This is a genomic window from Corallococcus aberystwythensis (genome assembly GCF_003612165.1).
GTDB classification, from domain to species: Bacteria; Myxococcota; Myxococcia; order Myxococcales; family Myxococcaceae; genus Corallococcus; species Corallococcus aberystwythensis.
On the sequence record NZ_RAWK01000077.1, the window covers coordinates 1 to 18061 of the forward strand.

The following is an 18061-nucleotide window of genomic DNA, read 5'->3' on the forward strand; positions in this document are numbered from 1 at the left end:
CAGTCCGCGTGGGCGGGGCGACAGAACCTGCGGGACGCGTTCCACCCCCTGGACGACGTGTCGCTGGGCGTGGCCGTGCTCGGGGTGATTCGAGCCCTGGGGGTCGCGCCCGTGCTGCCGGATGCGCTCGCCGGGGTCGCGGGGCCCCATGCGGCGGTGCTCGCCTGCGTGCCCACGGCGCTGACGACGGCGGTGCTGCTGCTCCGCGTCCGGCGCGAGCGCAGCCGGATCGTGAGCTTCCTGGCCGCCACGGGCATCGCGCTCACGGTGTCACAGGCCCTGGGCACGGTCTCCGACTTCGGCTCGGCGCGGGCCGCCCTCGTGGCATCGGCCCTGGGCTTCGGCTTCGCGCTGCTCACGCTGCTTCGCGGCCAGGGCTTCGAAGCAACGAAGGGCCGGCGGCTGCTGGACGTCCTCCCGCTACCGTTCGGCGCGCGGGGCCGGGCGCTCTTCACGGATGGCTTCGCGTGCGCGGCGCTTGTCCAGGCCGCGTTCACGGCCGTCACGCTCCTCAACTGGGCCGCCCTGCCCGTCAGCGCCGAGCGGCCGGAAGCCCTGCTCGCGGGAGCGCTGCTCACGGCCGGCGCGCTCCTGGCGTTCGTGTCGCGGGGCTTCGTGGCGTTCCAGCTTCGGGGCTCGGTGTTCACGCTCGCCGCGGGCGGTGGGTTCATCGCGCTCACCGGCGTCATCAATCGCGCGGGCCGGCCGCTTCCGCCGGATGTGAGCGCATGGCGCCTGCCGCTCATCGGCATCGCGCTGTGGGCCCTGGCGCTGGGCTTGCGGCGCGTGGGGCCGTGGGTGGGCCAGCGCCTGGAGAGGCCCGGGCACGGGCCGCTGTACCACGCGGTTCCCCACCTGGGCGTGGCCGTGCTGGCCGTGCTGCTCCTGAAGTCCGCCGCCGTCGTGGGCCTGCCGGATCCATCACGCGCGCTGGGCCTGGTGCCGCCGCTCCTGGTGCTGGGGCCCGCGTTGCTGGCGGTCCTGCTCGCGGCCTCGTTCCGCTCGCGGCTCCTGGCGCACGTGGGGCTCCTGCTGGGGCTTCCTGGCGCCGCGCTCTGGGCGGCGCAGCAGTCGTTGCTGGGAAGCGCCCTGGTGGCCCTGCTGCCTCCCGACGGGCAATGGATTCGCGCCACGGCGGTACCGCTCATCAGCCCTTCGCTGGGGTGGCTGCATCCGGCGGCCTGGATGCCAGCGGACAGCACACGCTTCCTCCTGTGGCAGCGCGCGTTCGCGGGCATCGCCGCCGCCGGGCTCGTCTACGCCGGCTTCGCGGTCACGGTGGCGAGGATGGACGCGGCACGCGCGTTCTTCCGGCGGCTCTTGTCCCTGCGCCCCGATGCGAATCCCAATCCCTTCCTCCCGGCGCTGCTCCGGGAAACCTTCACGGCGGTAGCGCTCGTGGTGGCGGCGGCCTTCCTCCAGCCCGGGATGATTGCCGCGGAGCTTGTCCTCGCCACGGGTGCAGTGCTGTTCGTGGGCGGTGCCCGCGGGCCGGGGCGTGGCGTCCTGGGCGTGGGCCTGATGCTGTTCGTCCATGCGCGGGCGCACCTGTCGCCGTTTGTCGAGGCGTGGCCCGGGCCCACGCTGGCGCTGCTGGGGCTCGCGGTGGTGGTCGTCGCCCCATGGCTGGCGAAGCGGCGGGGATACGACGAGGGCCGGACGCGGCTGCGCGCCCACCTGGCCGTGCTGCCCTACTTCGCCACGGCGATGCTGTACGCACTGGCCGTGACCGGGGACACGTCGCCCACGACGGCCGTCCCGGTCCTCGTGTGGAGGATGTTCCAGGGGCTCGGCGGAACGTGGATGGCCAACATCGCGTTCCCCCTGACGCTCGCGCTGCTCGCGGCGACGCTGCTGGTCGCGGCGTTCCAGTGGCGCGGGGCGCTCTCCGGCTTCATCGCGGGGCTCGGGACGATGGTGGCGGGAGGCGCCGTCGTGGCCATGGGGATGGTGTTCCTCGCGTGGAGCCCCGACCCGGAGCTACCGACGTACCTGGAGCTCTTCACCCTGGCCGGGGCCACGCTGGCCCTGGCCGCCGCGGGGAGCGCGCTGTCCCTTCACGTGGCCCGCCGTGTGACGGCCCGCGTGCGGAGCGACGTCGCGGGGGGCATGGGCTGGGGCCGCGACCTGTGGCTGGTGGGGAGCGCGGCGCTGCTGGCGGCCGTCGCCGTGGGAGGCCGGGCCTCCGAGGACGTCCTGCCCCTGGCCCTCGCGGCCATCGCGCTGGCCGTGGGCGTGTCCCTGCATGCCGCGTGGCGCGAGCACACGGGCCGCCATGTCTACTTCGTGCAGGTGGCGGTGGTGGGCGTCTACGCGCTGGTGCGCGGGCTGTACGCGCAGGGCCTCCGCCCCGAACATGACGCCCTCTTCGCGCTGTCGCTGGGCTTCGTCCTCGTGGGCGTGACGGTGCTGGCGCGCAGGGCGGGCGTGCGCCCCGTGGAGCAGGCGACGCGGCGGTTCGCGGCGCTGCTGCCCATCGCGGTGGCGTTCATTCTTCCCAGCGATGCGACGGGGGATGCCGCCCTGTTCGCCGGAGGCTCCGGCCTGCTGTACGCCGCGCTGGGCGCGGTGGAGCGCAGCCGGATGTTCGGCACGTTCGCGGCGGCGGCCTGCAACCTGGCGCTGCTGCTCGCCGCGCTCGCGTTCGGACTGGAGGGGCTGGAGGTGTACCTGGCGCCGCTGGGGCTCTTGCTCCTGATGATGGGACAGCTCTTCACGTCCAGCCTGCCGCACGCGGCGCGCAACGCCGTGCGCATCCTGGGCGGGCTGCTCTTGTATGTGCCCGCGGCGGCGAAGCTGGCGGCCCGGATGGGCGAGTCCGAGGACGGGACATACGCGATTGTCTTTGGCGCCGTCTGCCTTCTGGGCGTGGCGGTGGGAATGGCCTTGCGGATCCGCGCCTACCTCGCGCTGGGGACGCTGTTCCTCCTGCTGGACGTGGTGGCCAACCTGCTGGACGCGGGGCTGCGGGACCACCGCATCGGCTTCCTGGTGATGACCCTGGCCGGGCTCACCATCGTCACCGGACGCGTGATGGCGACCCTCAAGCGCCAGGAGTGGGAGCTGCTGCTCCGGCGTGTGCGCGTCCAGCTGCGGGGCTGGGATTGAGCAACCGGGCGGATTCCGTGCATCGATTCGCCGCCCGGGGGCTCCTCGAAAGCGTGAACGCGACCTTCAAGACCCTGCCGGTGTGCCTGTTCCTGCTCCTGAGCGCGCGTGTGCAGGCCGCACCGCCCGTGGCCCCGAAGCCCGGGCCCACCCGGTCCGTGAGCGCCCCGTCGGACGCCGAGCGCTACGCGCGCCGCTGCCAGTCCCAGACGGCCCAGCGCATCGCCCGGCCCCAGGGCACCATGCTGTGGGGAACCAAGCGCAGCTGGGATCCAGAGAAGCCGACGGACGAGCGCACCAGCGTGCTCGTCTCCGTGGCGCTGGACGCCCCGCGGCAGGCGGATACCGGCGTGACGGCCCTGCGCTTCGACGGTGGCCGCTTGTGGGCGGTCCCCGCACCCGAAGCCGGGGCGACGGCCAGCGACGTGGTGGGCACCGTGCTCCAGGGCACCTCCAGCGACGGCAAGCCCGTGGAGGTGGCCATCTGCGGCGCGGAGCCCGCGGCGGATGACCCGGGCCGGGTCTTCTACCGCATCGAGGCCTGGAACGCGGTGGCGCGCGAGTGGGAGAACCCCTGCGTCGCGCTGGACCGCTCCCCGGCGCCCCGGGCATTCGCGGTGGGCGGCGTGTGGGACGCGAGCGGCGCCCACACCGACGCGCCGGGCCGGCTCACCTTCGCGTGTGAGAACGGCGCCATCAGCAAGTGCATCCAGTGGGGCTACGCGCCCTGGGCCTCGCGGGATGGGCAGTCCCTGGCGGGCCTCCACCAGGCGTGCACCCGGCTGGCCCGCGCGGACTACTGCGGCAACGGCCGCAGCCACACGCGCCAGGACACCACCATCGACATCTATGACCGGCTGGGCGTGCTGGAGCGCGCCACCGAGGTGACCCGCGAGTGGGACCCCGCGAAGGGCTCCTTCGAGGCCGCCTGGGCACCCGACGGCGCCACCTGCCTCTCCCGCACCCGGGACGGACGCGCGCTGGAGGGCATCCTCCAGGAGTGCCCCGGCCGGTTCCAGACGGAGGCGGCGGACACGCGCGAAGCGGGCGGGGAGACCTGCACGGTGCGCCGCTCGGACGTGAAGCCCGGGGCCGCGCTCCTGCGCAACCTGTCCTACGGGCCCCCGAAGGCGGAGCCCGCGCGGGTGCAGTAGGTCAGCCCTCGGCCGGGGGCTCGCGCTTCTCGTCGAGCAGCTGGCTGAGCGTCAGGTCCAGCTGACTGTCGACGAAGGCGATGAAGCTCTGGAAGTCCTCCGTGGAGAGGCCCAGTTGTTCCTGCAGGCGGCGCCGGGTCTCCGCGTAGACCTGCTGCTGCACCCGCTTCAGCCAGCGGGAGATGGTGGACTGATTGACGCGGAAGAGCGGCGCCATCTCATACGTGGAGAGCCGGTCGGCGAAGTGGAGGCGGAGCAGATGGCGGTCCTCGGCCGACAACGTGGCGGCGGCCTCACGCACGGCCTGACGGAAGGCCGCGTGGTGGCGGCGCTTCATCACGTCCAGCTCCGGATCCAACCCCTGGGCGGGCAGCGCCTTGAACAGCTCCTCCGCGTCGTCCTCCGTGGAGGGCTTCTCCTGGCCCCGCAGCTTGTGGGTGATGCGGCTGGCGATGACGACCACCCAGCTCAGCAGGCCGCCACGTCCCGTGTAGTCCGCGATGGCGGGCGCGTGTCCGGCGGTGGCCACCAGCAGCTTCACGCCCACGCGCTGGCGGACCTCGTCAATCATCGCGTCGGGCTGGCGCAGGCTCCGCAGCCGCTCCGGCAGCCGGGCCAGGTAGTTGCGCTCGAAGGCCTCGTGCGCGGCGGAGTGGCCCTGGAGGCAGGCGCACGCGAGGTACAGCTCCGCCAGGGACAGGCCGGAGACGAGCGGCGCGATGGGCGTGGTGGGGCTGACCGGGGGCAGCCGTTCCGCGACATGGGCCACGAAGGGCGCGGCGGGGAGCGAGACCGCGGGCCAGCGGGCCTGCGCGTCCTCCCAGGCGCGAGACAACAGGGCGTCGAGTGCCGCGAGGTCCTCCGGCGAGGGGGACACGAAACGCGTCTTCGTGTGCGAGAGGAAGGTCGCGGCCAGTGCGGGCACCTGGGACATGCGCAAGGCCATACCATGACACGCCCCGGCCCGCCTTTTACGCACCCCCCGCGCACCGGGGGGAGGCCGTGCCCGCGTGTGTCATTGAACGCCGCGCGCCGCGTGACTAGCGTGAAGGCCCTGACTCCGTGATAGCGACCCCTTCCAGCTGCCTGACCGACGAGGTCCTCGTCGAGCTCCTCGAGGACCAGCTGACGGACGAGGCGCTGGCGCAGGTGCACCGCCATGCCGCCGGATGCGGTGAGTGCCGCGGCCTGCTGGCCACGCTCACGCCCGGCATCCAGCGCTCCGAGGTGGAGGACCCGGAGCCCCCCGACGCGCGGGAGACGGACAAGCTCCCGCCGGATCCGGAGCCCTGGACGCCGCCCCCGTCGTTCGACGCCTTCCGCCTGGAGCGCCCGCTGGGCCGGGGCGGGATGGGCATCGTCTACCTGGCGCACGACACGTCGCTGGACCGGCGCGTGGCGGTGAAGTTCATGGCGGCGGCGCGGCCGGATGAACGCTTCCGCGACCTGTTCACGACGGAGGCCCGGGCGCTCGCGCGGCTCCAGCACGCGAACATCGTCAGCGTGTTCAGCGTGGGCGCGGTGGACGGCCATCCGTACATCGTCTCCGAGTACGTCGTCGGGGAGACGCTCGCGGAGCTGCCCCTGCCGGTGCCCTGGCGCCGGGTGCTGTCGCTGGGCGTGGGCCTGGCGAGGGGCTTGTCGGCGGCGCACCGGCAGGGCGTCCTGCACCGCGACCTCAAGCCCTCCAACGCGCTCGTCACGCGCGAGGGCGAGGTGAAGCTGCTCGACTTCGGCCTCGCCGAGCGCTTCGAGGTGGGCACGGAGGGGGCGTCCGGCACGCCGCTGCTCGTGGGCACCCTGCCCTATCTGGCGCCGGAGCTGCTCGCCGGAGGACCGGCGTCCGCCCGGAGCGACCTGTACGCGCTGGGCCTCATCCTCCATGAGCTGTGCACGGGTCAGGTGCCCCGCCGCGCCTCGCGCCAACCGGAGGACGCGCCGCCCCGCGCGCCGCTGGGCCCGGAGGTGGACCCGGACTTCGCCGCCCTCATCCTGCGCTGTCTCGCGGCGGATCCGCTGGAGCGCTTCGCTTCAGCGGAGGCGCTGTGCGAAGCGCTGGAGCAGCTGGAGCGCTCCATCGCCCCCGCGCCGCTCGGCGCCGGCAATCCCTATCGAGGCCTCGCGCCGTTCGCGGCGGAGCACCGGGCGCTCTTCTTCGGACGCGAGGGCGACATCCGCGCCGTGCTGGAGCGGCTGCGCACGCGGCCCCTGGTGCTGGTCGCGGGTGACTCCGGGACGGGCAAGTCCTCGCTGTGCCGCGCGGGGGTGCTGCCCCGGGTGGCGGCCGGAGACCTGGGCGACGGACGGGAGCCGCACGTCGTCACGCTGTGGCCCGGCCACCGCCCGCTCGAGGCATTCGCCGCCGCGCTCGCGCCGGTGCTGGGACGCCGGGAGGCCGAGCTCGTCACCGCGCTCACGGACACGCCGGCCTGGCTGGGACAGGCGCTGCGGGAGACGCATGCGCGCGGGCGGGGGCTGCTTCTCTTCATTGATCAGCTGGAGGAGCTGCTCACCCTCTCCGACCCCGGACAGGCCGCGCACTTCGCCCGCCTCCTGGGAGAGCTGGCCCTGCCGTCGCCGGGCGTGCGCGTGCTGCTGGCGGTGCGAGGCGACTTCCTCACGCGCCTGTGCGCGCTCCCGGGCCTGGGGGACGAAGCGGAGCGGGCGCTCTACATCCTCCGGCCGCTGTCCGCCGAAGGCGTGCGCGAGGCCATCATCGGTCCGGCCCGCGCACGGGGCGTGGCCTTCGAGTCGCCGGAGCTGGTGCAGACACTGGTCGCCTCCACGGCGCATGGCGTGGGCAGCCTGCCGCTGCTCCAGTTCGCGCTCGCGGAGCTGTGGGAGCGCCGCGACTCCGCCGGGGGCCGCATCACGCGCGCGGCGCTGGAGGCGATGGGCGGCGTGGCCGGAGCGCTGTCCCGGCATGCGGATGGCGTGCTCGCGCGCATGAGCCCCGCGGAGCACGCGGCGGCGCGGCGGCTGCTGCTCCAGCTGGTGACGGCGGAGGGCACGCGCATCGAGCGTGGCGCGGAGGACCTGGCGGACGCCTCGGATGACACGTCCCGCGCGGCGCTGCGCATGCTCGTTGAAGGGCGGCTGTTGCACACGCGCACCGTGAGCGGTCTGCCGCGATGGGAGATTGCCCACGAGTCGCTCATCCGCAGCTGGGGCACGCTGCGCGACTGGCTGGACGACGACATCGGGCACCGCGTGCTGCGCAAGCGCGTGGAGGCGGCCAGCGCGGAGTGGGACCGCCTGCGCCGCGCCAGTGAGGCCCTCTGGGGTCAGCGCCAGCTGGACGAGGTGCGGCTCCTGGAGCCCTCCACGCTGGGCACCCGGGAGCAGGCCTTCCTGGGCGCGTCCCACCGGGCCGTGCGCCGCGCGCGCTGGGGACGGGGGCTCGCGGCGCTCGTGCTCGCCCTCGCCGTCCTTGCGTCCTACGGCGGCCTGAAGCTCCAGGCGTACCTGGAGGACTCCCGCTTCATCGCCGCGGAGCTGGGCACCGCGAAGGAGGCACTCGCCTCGGGCCGTGCGCTCGCCGCGAGGGCGCTCGCGAGCCGGGAGGAGTCGCTGGCGATGTTCGATGGCCGGCCGCCCTCTTCGCAGGGTCCGGAGACCGCGACGGATGCCACGGGCCTGCGCAGCGCCGCTGAGAAGCACTGGACGGAGACGTTGGCCCTGCGCGACCAGGCGGAAGCGGCCTTCACCCGCGCCAGCCGCAGCCTGGAGCGCGGCCTGGACCGGGACCGCCATCACTCCGACACGCGCCGGCTCATCGCGGAGGTCCTGTCCGAGCGCGTCCTGCTGGCGGAAGCGTTCCACCAGCACAACGAGCGCGACGCCTGGCTCCAGCGCCTGGAGCAGGAAGTGGACGTCGCGAAGGAGGGCAAGGCCTGGCTGCGGCGCTTCCGCGAACCCGCGGAGCTGACGGTCGAAAGCACGCCCCCGGGGGCACGCGTGTCCATCGAGCGTGTCATCCGGAACGACGGGCCATTCCGCCGCGAGGCGGTTCCCGGCAACGGGACCTCGCGCTTCGTCCTCCCGGAAGGCTCGTACCTCCTTCACCTCACGCAGCCGGGACGGGTGCCGGTGGACGTTCCCGTGTTCCTCACGCACGGCGCCCGCGAGGTGGTGCGCGTCCCGCTCCCCACGCAGGTGCCCGAAGGGTACGTCTACATTCCGCCGGGGTGCTTCCTCCTGGGCAGCGCCGAACCGGAGGTCCTGCGCCGCGTCACCTTCAGTCCGCCCCTGCATCGCTACTGCCTTCCCGGCGGCTACCTGGTGGGCCGCGACGAGGTGACGTTCGGCGACTGGTTGACCTACCTGGAGGACCTGCCACCGGACGCGCCCGCGAGGAAGATCCTCGAGCAGCCGCACTTCGGCGACGGGGGCACCATCACCCTGCGGTGGAAGCAGGGCACGGGCTGGGTCTTCACCTTCTATCGCAGCCGCGAGGAGTTCCGCACCGTGACGGAAGGCGAACCCCTGCTCTACGCGGAGCGCACCCGGCACGCGAGCGTCGACTGGAAGCAACTCCCGCTGTCCGGCGTCTCCGCCCAGGACCTGGAGGGCTACGTCTACTGGCTCCACCGGACGAAGCGGCTGCCGGGAGCGCGCCTGTGCGGCCAGCATGAATGGGAGTACGCGGCCCGGGGCGCGGACGGCCGCCGCTATCCCCACGGCGACCAGCTCCAGCCCGACGACGCCAACATCGATGAGACGTATTACCGGCGGCCCCTGGCCTACGGACCGGACCCGGTGGGAACGCATCCGGCGTCGGTGAGCCCTTTCGGCCTGCGAGACATGGTGGGCAACGCCTACGAGCTCACACGCTCCGCGACACCGGAGTTCGGCAGCGTCGTGCTCCGGGGAGGCTCCTGGTACAACGACGCCTTCATGGCGACGAGCGCCGACCTCTCCCCGTATGACGCGACCGCGCGGGACGTCCGCATGGGCGCGCGCGTCTGTGCTTCCTTCGACCCGCGCTGAAGCGTTTCAGCCAATCACATACACGCGGTTCTGGATGCCGTCCTCGGTGACGTGCCGGTCCAGGCGCATCCCCAGCCGCTCCGCCACGCGCAAGGACGCGGCGTTCTCCGGGTGGATGATGGCCACCAGGGGAACCCGCGGCAGGTGCCGGGCCGCCAGGGCCAGGGCGACGCGGGACACCTCCGTCGCGTACCCGGAGCCCCAGGTCTGGGGCGTGAAGCGGTAGGCCAGGTTGAGCACGCGCTGGCCCTCCAGCTCCTTGTGGCGCAGGCCGCCCAGTCCCACGACGACGCCGGGCGCCTCCCTCTGCTCCACCAGCCAGTACCCCACGCCGTCGCGCGCCCAGTCCTCCAGCCAGAGGCCCATGATGCGCCGCGCGTCGTCCCGCGATTCCATGTAGCCGCGGCGGCTGAACCGGTTCGTCGCCGGATCCGAGTGGAGGGCGAAGACCGCTTCCAGGTCGCTCTCGCGAACAGCGCGGAGCAGCAGCCGCTCGGTGGTGATCGTGCGCTCGAAGTCCTGGATCATGCCGGGCAGCTTACGTGAGCCAGGCCCAGTCCCGGTCGTCCAGCAGCGGCGGCTGGCCCCCGCGGCGCCGGGCGGAGAGCTCCTCGCGCCAGGCCTCCCGCCCGCCTTGGAGCGGCCAGGCGCGGGACACGGTTCCCCTCGGACCGGGGGTGAAGTTGAGCAGCAGCATGCGGTTGACGCGCTCCACGGTCTCCGGCGTTGCCTCTTTGCGCAGCTGGAACTCCGCGCTGAACAGGGCGCCCTCCTCGCGGACGGCGGTTCCGGGACGAGGCCGGTCGATGAACGGCCACAGGCCCAGCAGCGGTGGCTCCACGCCTTCCAGCAGCGCCGCGTGCAGCCGGTCATGGCCATCCAGCACCAGCCACTTCGCCAGGATGTCCACGTAGAAGAGCAGCACGGGCGGCAACGTCCCGTCCCGTGCGCGCTTGCGCCAGCTCTTCACGCGTCCGTCCTCCGCGGAAGAGAGCGCGCGCAGCCCGAGCACCGCGCCCGGCCGCTGTCCGGGCAGCGTCTCCCACCAGTCCTCCTTCCACGCGAAGAGGAACCGCGTCAGGGCGGCCAGCGAGTGCGGTGGCTGCGGAGGCTGACCGAAGCCCCACTCCATGGGGGACACGGGATGCCGCTCCGCCCCCTCCGCGGAGATGGCACTCACGGGGCGCAGACACCAGTGTCCGGCGTGGAGCACGGGCAGCGGGGACTCCACCAGCGCACGCGCCAGCCGCCATCCCCACGCCTCCCACCAGGCCTCGGAGCCGGAGGGTGCCTCCACGGCCCGGACCTCGGGCGCGGACAGCCGTGGCAGGAGCCAGGGGAGCGGAGCCGTTCCCCGGAGGAAGGTGGCCCGGTCCCAGTAGGCATCGATGCGGGTCCAGAGCAGCGTCTGTCCCGCGCCGCGCAAACGGATCCGGTAGTCCGGAGTGGCCTCCAGGTGCAGGGCGGGCCGCCGCGCCCAGCGCCCCGTGGTGGGCACGTGCAGCAGCAGCCCGGGGCCGGGGGTTTCCAGTCCCCAGCTCCGGGTGTCATCCACGATGATGGAAACGCCCGGGTGCATCGCGCCGCGTTCCTCCTGGAGCCCTGTCAGCCCCCGGGAGCGTACCTCGTACGCCGCCCGTGCCGCCGACCGCACGCCAGGCATGCGGCCGTGCGTGGAGCGCCCGTGCCCCCCTGCCATCCCGGGACGGCTGCCTCCACCTTGAGGGCAGGAGGTGATGGGACATGGCGGACAGGATTCTCGAGAAGCAGCACGAGCACGAACGCGAGCAGGAGCGCGAGCGGCTGCGTGAGCAGGAACAGAAGGACCTGGAGGTGGAGTCGCATCGCGGCGCCCGTCCCCTGGAGGGTTTCGCGGGAGGCCACACCACCTGGACCGGTGACCAGGACGATGGCGCCGCGGCCCGGGTGCACGCCGGAGACGCGGAGGCCTCATGGGAGGCCAGTGAGCGTCAGGCCCGGCTGGAGCCCGAGGAGCCCGAAGCCGAGGACGCCTCCGGCCTCCGCCGCGAGTAGCCCCGCCCGCAGGTTCCGCGGGGAGCCAGGCTGCTCCCCGCGGGCCGCCGGACTCAGGGCGCGCAGTAACGCAGGGACCGCAGGGTGTAGGAGCGAGGGGTGTCGGTGGCGGTCAGGATGAACGCCCCCAGTTGATGACCCGGGAGCTCATGCAGCCGCACCCAGTTCGCGGCGGCGTGAAGAGGGATGGGCGCGGGACCGGGCGTCCAGTCCGTCACGACCCCGGACGGGCTCCGTCCCCAGAGCCGGCCTTCGAAGGCGAACGAGGAGTTTCCGCCAGGAGGAGGATTGTCCACGAAGAGCACGGAGAGCCACGCCAGCTGGAGCCCCCGCGAGGTCATGATCGCGGCGAACTCGGGGGTCTGGCTCCGCGTCGTGGAGGTCAGCACCTCGGGCGCTCCGTCGCTGAAGAGCGCGCGCACCTGCAGGAACCGGGGAGTGAGGCCCTGTGATTCGCGGTAGAGCATCGTCGGCTCGCCCACGCCGCCCTCCTCCATGGGAGCCGTCAGGATCAGCCGCGGAAGGACGCTGTATTTCACGATGAAGATCCGCTCGTCTCCCAGGGAGAGGAGCTCGCGGTCATGGCGTCGCAGCCAGACGCGCGTGTCGTCGAACGAGCCTGCCCTGTTCTCATTCGCCTTCACCAGGAAGCCGCCATCCGCCAGGGCCAGGACCTCCGCCTCGGAGAGGTCCAGCGAGTCCGAGCGGTGCAGCACGCGGGGTTGGACCAGGACCTGGCCCGCGGGGTCCACGACCATGCCCCGCACCTCCCGGGCCCCCGCGAGGTCCCAGGTCCAGACCACCGCGAGCCGCTCCCCGTCCAGGGATGGGGCCACGTGCACATTCACCCAGGTCGAGGGACCGTCGAGGAGGACCTTGCCCTCGGCGGAGCCGATGGGAGCGCCTTGCTCGTCGAGCTGCAGGTAGTGCACCTGCGTGTGGTAGTTCGGCTCCGAGTACACGACGGCGTAGAAGAGCGCCGGCCCGCGCGGGGTGCGCACCAGCTGGGCCCCCGACACGCGAATGGGCGTGGGCGACAGCGGCAGGGTCGCCGAGCCCTGGAGGGTCAGCGACGCGTCGAACCGGAGCAGCTGGATGGCCGCCAGGCCGTCGGAGGAGACGAACAGGAAGCCCCCTGCCACGGCCAGGCTGTCCGCCCACTTGTCATCAGGCGCCCACTGCATCGGCGCGGCATCCGCCCACGTCGTCGGGTCCGTCACGCCGTCACAGTCGTTGTCCAGACCGTCGCAGCGCGCCTCCGACGCCTCGTAGTCCGCGCCATACGAGCGCGCCGTGCAGACCGCCTCGTAGGCGCCGTCCACCCACGCCCGCTTCGCCCCCGCGCACACGCCCTGGGTCTTCTCGCAGGGCAGGCCTTCCGCCACGCCGCTGTCGGGCGTGCCCGCGTCGTCCGTGACGCCCGCGTCCGTCCCGGCATCGACCTGCGTCCCGGCATCGACCTGCGTCCCGGCATCCCGCTCGGGAGCCGACGGGCTCGTGGAGTCTCCACAGCCCACGAGCAGCAACGCCACCACCAACGACACACTGCCCCACACCTTCATCCGCGATTGCATGTTCCCCTCTTCGTGACGCCCTGCACTGCTGGATTCCCCAACACAGAACACCTACCACGCCCGGCGCGGTCCCTCGGACCCCGGCTCACCCGCGCAGCAAGGCCAGCCCGCGCAGGAAGTCCTCCGGCAACGGCGACTCCACGTGGATGACCTGGCCTGTCGCGGAGGACGGAACCTCCAGCCGCCACGCGTGCAGGGCCTGCCGTCCCACCGCGAGCGCCGCCGCGTGCTTGCGCGCCGCCTCCGTGCCGTAGAGCGAGTCCCCCAGCACCGGGAACCCGGCCTCCGACAGCTGCACGCGGATCTGATGCGTGCGCCCCGTGTCCAGGTCGATGTCCAGCAGCGCCCCCTCCCGGAAGCGCTCGCGCACCGTGAACGTCAGCGCCGCCCGTCTGGCGGAGGGCACGCGGGTGGTGAAGCGGCGCGGATCCTTCGGGTCCCTCGCGTACGGCCCTTCCAACCGCCCGGTGTCCGGCGGCTGTCCGAGCACCAGCGTCTGGTAGCGCTTGTCCACGCGCTTCTCCTGGAACGCCTTCAAGAGCGCCGCCACCGCGTCATCCGTCCGGGCCAACGCCAGACATCCGCTCGTCTCGCGGTCCAGCCGGTGCACCACGCCCGGCTGCGCCACGCCCTCCACGTCGAACGGCGGGCACCGGGCCGCGAGCAGCCCCACCACCGACGCCGCCCGCCCCTCCGGCTCCACCACCAGCCCTGGCGGCTTGGCCACGATGACGAGCGCCGCGTCGTCGTACAGCACCGGCAGCTCCGGCCCCTCCACCGAAGCATGCGGCGACGGCCGGGGCTCCGGCGTCTCCAGCGTCAGCTCCTCGCCGCCCCACAGCTTGCGCGTGGCCTGGGCCTTCTTGCCCCGGATGCGCACCTGCCCTGAGTCCAGCAGTGCACGGGCCCGCTCCGGCGTGAGGCCCGGAACGTGCTTCGTGAGGAACCGGTCGAGCCGCTCGCCGGCAATCTCCCGGGGAACCACGAGAACCTTGTGCCGCGTCATGCCCTTCCCCGTCTCTCAAGGCAGCCAGGGAGTCAACCACCGTGTAGGCGTGCGCCCACCGAGCATGCGTCAGGGGTGCGCAGTAGAAAGGGGGCCTCCGTGGCCACCTTCCCGTTTTTCCGTTCGGGCTCCGCGCGGGCCCTGTCCCACCGCGACTTCACCCTTCTCTGGTTGGGCACGCTCGTGTCCAACATCGGCACGTGGATGGAGTCCGTCGCCCTGGGCGTCTACGTCACGCAGGTGACGGGCCAGGCCGCGTGGACGGGGGGTGTCGCGGCGCTGACGCACCTGCCCTCGCTGGTGCTCGCGCCCCTGGGCGGCGCGCTGGCGGACCGCTTCGACCGGCGCACGTTCATGGCCGTGTGCGTGTGCGCGCAGGCGCTGCTGGCGGCGCTGCTCACGGTGCTGGCCAGCACGGGGCACCTGTCCGTGCCGTGGGTGGCGGCCATCTCGCTGCTCAACGGCGCCTTCAGCACGCTGGTCATCCCCTGCGCCACGGCGCTCACGGTGGCCGTGGTGCCGAAGGAGGACCTGCACAACGCGCTCAGCCTGGACTCGGCGCAGTTCAACCTCGGCCGCATCATCGGCCCGGTGCTGGCCGCGCTCGTGCTGACGAAGGTGGGCATCGCCGGGGCGCTCTTCGTCAACACGCTGTCCTTCCTCGCCGTGCTGCTGGCGCTCGCGGGGATGCGCGGCGCGGCGGCGAATGCCCTGCCCCCGAAGGTGGAGGCGCTGTGGGCCGGCATCATGCGGGGCGTGCGCCTGGCGTGGACGGACCCGGGCATCGCGCTCGCGCTGGGCTCCGGGGCGCTGGTGGGCCTGCTCATCTCCCCCTTCGTGGGCCTGGTGCCGGTGTTCGCGCTGAAGGTGCTGGGCGGGGACGCGACCACCACGTCCCTGCTGCTCACCGCGCAGGGGACGGGGGCGGTCATCGCGGCGTTCGGCTCCGGCGCGCTCGTCGCGAGGATGGGGCGGCGGGCCTTCCTGGAGACGGCCCTGCTGCTCGTGGGGCTGTGCTCCGCGGCCTACTGGCTGTCCCCCACGCTGCCGGTGGCCCTGGTGACGCTGTTCATCCTGGGCGCGGTGTACCTCGTGGCCTTCACGGGCTTGAAGACGGTGTGCCAGGCGCGCACGCCGCCGGAGCTGCAGGCGCGCGTGAGCAGCCTGTTCCTGCTGCTGGTGAACGCGGGCTACATCCTGGGCGTCTGGGGCCAGGGCGCGCTGTCGGACCGGGTGGGCGTGCGGCCCATCACGGCGGGCTGCGCCCTGCTCTTCTTCGGCATCGTGGTGGGGATGCGGACCCTGCGCTCCCGGGGCCTGGCGGCGCTGGGCATCTGAAGCGCTCAGCTCCCCGCGGGCGCCTTCACCGGCAACAGCGCCAGCACGCGCGCGAGCACCGCGACGCCCTCCTCGTACTCCGGCAGGTCGATGTGCTCGTTGGGCGTGTGGTCCAGCGCCGCGTCGCCGGGGCCGTAGGCCACCGTGGGCACGCTCCACGCGGAGGCCACGGTGTTCCAGTCGGACGTGCCCGTCTTCAGGCGCAGCGTGGGCTTCACGCCGCGCTCGCGGATGGCCTGCTTGAAGACGCGGGAGAGCGCGTCGTTGCCGTTCGTGGACACGGCGTCCTTCTTCGCCACGGTGCGCACCGTCACGGTGGGCACGGTGGCCAGCGCCGCGAGCAGGCTGTCCGTGTCCGTGGACGGGCCGGTGCGGATGCTCACCGCGGCCGTGGCCCACTCCTCCGCCTCCGTGGCGCCGGTGTGGAAGGCGTTGAGGGAGGGCAGGTTCTGTTCGAAGAGGGACGGGCGCTCGCGGTTCCAGTCGTCACACAGGCGCCTGAGCGCGTTCCACGCATCGATGACGTGTTCAGCGGCGGCGCGGTAGTCGCGGCTCGCGGTGTGGCGGCGGCTGGCGCGGTGCTCCAGGTCCAGGCGCAACAGGCCCTTGTAGCCGAGCGTCACCGCGTGCGCGCCGCTGGGCTCGCCGTTGATGACGAAGTCCGGGGCGTACTGCTCGCGCACGTGCAGGGCTCCGCGCGTGATGGCGACCTCCTCCTCCACGCAGCCCAGCAGGAGGAACTGCTTGCCGGCGCGCTCGGCGTCGTCCAGCAGCTCCACGGCCTCGATGAACGCGCACAGCGGGCCCTTGGCGTCCACCGCGCCCCGGCCGTAGAGCTTCTGTCCCTCCAGCCGCACGGGCACTTCGCCGGGCACGGTGTCGATGTGGCCCAGGAACGCGATGACGGTGTCCCCGTCCCCGTAGCGGGCGACGGCGTTGCCCACGGCGTCGGTGTGGGCCCGCCAGCCGCGCGCGCCCAGCCGCTCCACCAGCGCGCCGGCGAAGGAGGCCTCCTGGTGGCTGGGGCTGTACTGCTCCACCATCCACCGCAACAAGTCCACGCCCGGCTCACGCGCCCGCATCCGCCCCGCCTTTGTCCCGAAGGGTGAACTTCGTGCCGCCCGCCTCTTCCAGCGCGGAGAACACCGGCCGCGCCACGCGCGACGCGCTCACGTACGCGGCAGGGACTCCGCCCTGAAGCGCCCGGCGCACGGCCTCCAGCTTGTAGCGCATGCGCCCGCCCGCGAGCGGCATGCAGCCCTCCACATCGTCGCTCACACGCACCAGCGTTCCGGGGTCCTTCGGATCCGCGAGCAGCCCCGGCACGTTGGAGAGGATGACCAGCGCCTTCGCGCCCAGCGCCGCCGCGATGGATGACGCCACGTGGTCCGCGTCCACGTTCACGAGCACGCCCTCCTCCGTCACGGCCGGAGGACACACGACAGGCACGTAGCCGCCGTCCAGGAGCGTTCCCAGGAGCGCCGCGTTCACCGAAGAGACTTCACCGGCCAGGTGCTCCCGGTCGATGCGCATCCGCCCGTCCGCGTCCTGCAACTTGAGCGGCGGGCGCCGGCGAGCGGTGAGCACGCGGCCATCCGCGCCGCACAGCCCCAGCGCGGTGACGCCCTTCGCGAGCAGCGCCAGCACCACTGCTTTGTTCACCTCACCCACCCACGCCATGGTGAGTGCGCGCAGCGTGGGCGCGTAGGTGAGGCGCACGACGTTGCCGTTCGCGGTGGTCGCCTCCGGGCGCTCCAGGCCCAGCGACCCCAGGAGCCGCTCCCCCGCCTCCGAGCCGCCGTTGACGACGACGACCCGCTCGCCCTGGCGAACGAGCTCCACCACGTCCGCGCAGACGTTCTCCAGGTCCACGCCCGCCGCGCCGCCAATCTTCACGACGACGGGACGGCGGACCGGAGTGGCGGGGTTCGAGCTCATCCGATGACGCTCGCGCCGCCGTCCACGAGCTGCACGGTGCCGGTGATGAAGGACGCGCGCTCACTGGCGAGGAACACCGCCGCGGCGGCGAACTCCTCCGGAAGGCCCACGCGCTTGAGCGGGATGTGCGCGCCCATGGCGCGAAGCCCTGCCTCCACGTCCCCCGCGGTGCCCGCGGTGCGCTCCACCGGCGGCGTGCGCATGTAGCCCGGTGCCAGCACGTTGACGGTAATGCCGGCATCGCCCAGCTCCTGCACCAGGGCGGCGGAGAAGCCGATGATGCCCATGCGCGCGAAGCCGGACAGCGCGAAGCGGGCCACCGGCCGGTGCACCGTCTCCGAGGTGATGAACAGCAGCCGTCCCCACCCGGCCTTCTTGAGGTGTGGCAGCGCCGCGAGAGCGAGGGAGATGGGCGGCAGCAACACCGCATCCGCCGCGCTCCGGTACGCATCCACGCCGAAGGTGGAGGCCGGGCCTGGAGGTGGGCCGCCGCTGTTGGTGACGACGACGTGCAGCGCGCCCAGCTTCGCGGCGACGTCATCCACCCAGCGGCGCACGTCCGCGTCGTCCTTCACGTCCACGCGGGTGGCCAGCACACGGCCACCGCGAGCCACGGACTTGAGCCGAGCTTCGGCCTGGGCCAGCCGGTCCGTGTCCCGCGCGCCGATGGCGACATGCGCGCCCTCCTTCGCCAGTTCCTCCGCGACGGCGAGCCCCAGCCCGCTGGAGCCTCCAGCGACGAGCGCGACCTTGTTGGCGAGTCCCAGTTCCATCCGCGTCCCTCCAGAAGCCGGCGCCAGCCGCGCCCGAGTAAGCCCACCGCACCACGCATCAAGGTCCCAACCGGCCCGACCGTCGGACAGGTCTCCGCTGCCCAGATGGAAGGGCAGCCATCCAGCCACCGCGCTCCCAACCGGTCC

At 73.0% G+C, this 18061-nt stretch carries 12 protein-coding genes and 1 pseudogene; 5 read left to right on the top strand and 8 right to left on the bottom strand.

Features of this window, described 5'->3' with window-relative positions:
• Both D7W81_RS14670 and D7W81_RS14675 read left to right on the top strand, forming a co-directional pair.
• Positions 1-3108 (top strand): annotated as a pseudogene (locus D7W81_RS14670) (hypothetical protein); the annotation flags it as partial.
• Positions 3109-3125: 17 nt separating this feature from the next.
• Complete coding sequence (locus D7W81_RS14675) at positions 3126-4262, top strand: ADYC domain-containing protein (RefSeq protein ID WP_244227215.1); 1137 nt, start codon at positions 3126-3128, stop codon at positions 4260-4262.
• A 1-nt stretch (position 4263) separates the two neighbouring features.
• Here the strand turns inward: D7W81_RS14675 and D7W81_RS14680 are convergent, their stop codons facing one another.
• On the bottom strand, positions 4264-5208 hold the full coding sequence (locus D7W81_RS14680) for a sigma-70 family RNA polymerase sigma factor (RefSeq protein ID WP_244227216.1): 945 nt from the start codon (positions 5206-5208) through the stop codon (positions 4264-4266).
• Positions 5209-5324: 116 nt separating this feature from the next.
• Here D7W81_RS14680 and D7W81_RS14685 point away from each other — a divergent pair, with 116 nt between their 5' ends.
• A complete protein-coding gene (locus D7W81_RS14685; RefSeq protein WP_120555995.1) occupies positions 5325-9251 on the top strand; it encodes a bifunctional serine/threonine-protein kinase/formylglycine-generating enzyme family protein in 3927 nt (1308 codons plus the stop codon).
• Positions 9252-9257: 6 nt separating this feature from the next.
• On the opposite strand, the gene D7W81_RS14690 is transcribed toward D7W81_RS14685, so the two are convergent.
• Both D7W81_RS14690 and D7W81_RS14695 read right to left on the bottom strand, forming a co-directional pair.
• Positions 9258-9779 (bottom strand): GNAT family N-acetyltransferase, encoded by a 522-nt coding sequence (locus D7W81_RS14690; protein ID WP_120555996.1) that lies wholly within the window; start codon positions 9777-9779, stop codon positions 9258-9260.
• A gap of 10 nt (positions 9780-9789) precedes the next feature.
• Positions 9790-10830: a hypothetical protein gene (locus D7W81_RS14695; RefSeq protein ID WP_120555997.1), complete on the bottom strand. Its 1041-nt coding sequence runs from the start codon at positions 10828-10830 to the stop codon at positions 9790-9792.
• A gap of 164 nt (positions 10831-10994) precedes the next feature.
• Here D7W81_RS14695 and D7W81_RS14700 point away from each other — a divergent pair, with 164 nt between their 5' ends.
• Positions 10995-11285, top strand: coding sequence for a hypothetical protein (locus D7W81_RS14700; RefSeq protein WP_120555998.1), 291 nt, complete (start codon positions 10995-10997; stop codon positions 11283-11285).
• A 53-nt stretch (positions 11286-11338) separates the two neighbouring features.
• On the opposite strand, the gene D7W81_RS14705 is transcribed toward D7W81_RS14700, so the two are convergent.
• Both D7W81_RS14705 and D7W81_RS14710 read right to left on the bottom strand, forming a co-directional pair.
• The gene (locus D7W81_RS14705) at positions 11339-12859 is read right to left on the bottom strand and encodes a putative metal-binding motif-containing protein (protein WP_147445488.1); all 1521 of its coding nucleotides are present in this window, start codon (positions 12857-12859) and stop codon (positions 11339-11341) included.
• 85 nt (positions 12860-12944) lie between these two features.
• Positions 12945-13865, bottom strand: coding sequence for an RluA family pseudouridine synthase (locus D7W81_RS14710; protein WP_120556000.1), 921 nt, complete (start codon positions 13863-13865; stop codon positions 12945-12947).
• Between the two features lie 99 nt (positions 13866-13964).
• On the opposite strand from D7W81_RS14710, the gene D7W81_RS14715 reads away from it, so the two are divergent.
• Positions 13965-15203, top strand: a complete 1239-nt coding sequence (locus tag D7W81_RS14715) for an MFS transporter (RefSeq protein ID WP_120556001.1) — start codon at positions 13965-13967, stop codon at positions 15201-15203.
• Between the two features lie 5 nt (positions 15204-15208).
• Here the strand turns inward: D7W81_RS14715 and D7W81_RS14720 are convergent, their stop codons facing one another.
• The 3 genes from D7W81_RS14720 to D7W81_RS14730 are packed head-to-tail and all read right to left on the bottom strand — an operon-like array spanning position 15209 to position 17914.
• A complete protein-coding gene (locus D7W81_RS14720) occupies positions 15209-16285 on the bottom strand; it encodes a M20/M25/M40 family metallo-hydrolase (protein ID WP_120556002.1) in 1077 nt (358 codons plus the stop codon).
• Complete coding sequence (locus tag D7W81_RS14725; protein WP_120556003.1) at positions 16272-17141, bottom strand: [LysW]-aminoadipate kinase; 870 nt, start codon at positions 17139-17141, stop codon at positions 16272-16274. The genes D7W81_RS14720 and D7W81_RS14725 overlap by 14 nt, the downstream gene beginning before the upstream one ends.
• Positions 17138-17914 carry an SDR family NAD(P)-dependent oxidoreductase gene (locus D7W81_RS14730; RefSeq protein WP_120556004.1) on the bottom strand — a complete coding sequence of 259 codons (777 nt, stop codon included), beginning with the start codon at positions 17912-17914 and terminating at the stop codon, positions 17138-17140. Before D7W81_RS14730 ends, D7W81_RS14725 begins: the two co-directional genes overlap by 4 nt.
• Positions 17915-18061 lie beyond the last annotated feature (147 nt).

Bases quoted from the DNA above. Each gene is read 5' to 3' on its own strand.
- D7W81_RS14680 (WP_244227216.1), bottom strand. From the start codon at position 5,208: ATGGCCTTGCGCATGTCCCAGGTGCCCGCACTGGCCGCGACCTTCCTC.
- D7W81_RS14695 (WP_120555997.1), bottom strand. From the start codon at position 10,830: ATGCACCCGGGCGTTTCCATCATCGTGGATGACACCCGGAGCTGGGGA.
- D7W81_RS14700 (WP_120555998.1), top strand. From the start codon at position 10,995: ATGGCGGACAGGATTCTCGAGAAGCAGCACGAGCACGAACGCGAGCAG.
- D7W81_RS14725 (WP_120556003.1), bottom strand. From the start codon at position 17,141: ATGAGCTCGAACCCCGCCACTCCGGTCCGCCGTCCCGTCGTCGTGAAG.
- D7W81_RS14730 (WP_120556004.1), bottom strand. From the start codon at position 17,914: ATGGAACTGGGACTCGCCAACAAGGTCGCGCTCGTCGCTGGAGGCTCC.
- D7W81_RS14720 (WP_120556002.1), bottom strand. From the start codon at position 16,285: ATGCGGGCGCGTGAGCCGGGCGTGGACTTGTTGCGGTGGATGGTGGAG.
- D7W81_RS14710 (WP_120556000.1), bottom strand. From the start codon at position 13,865: ATGACGCGGCACAAGGTTCTCGTGGTTCCCCGGGAGATTGCCGGCGAG.
- D7W81_RS14690 (WP_120555996.1), bottom strand. From the start codon at position 9,779: ATGATCCAGGACTTCGAGCGCACGATCACCACCGAGCGGCTGCTGCTC.
- D7W81_RS14705 (WP_147445488.1), bottom strand. From the start codon at position 12,859: ATGCAATCGCGGATGAAGGTGTGGGGCAGTGTGTCGTTGGTGGTGGCG.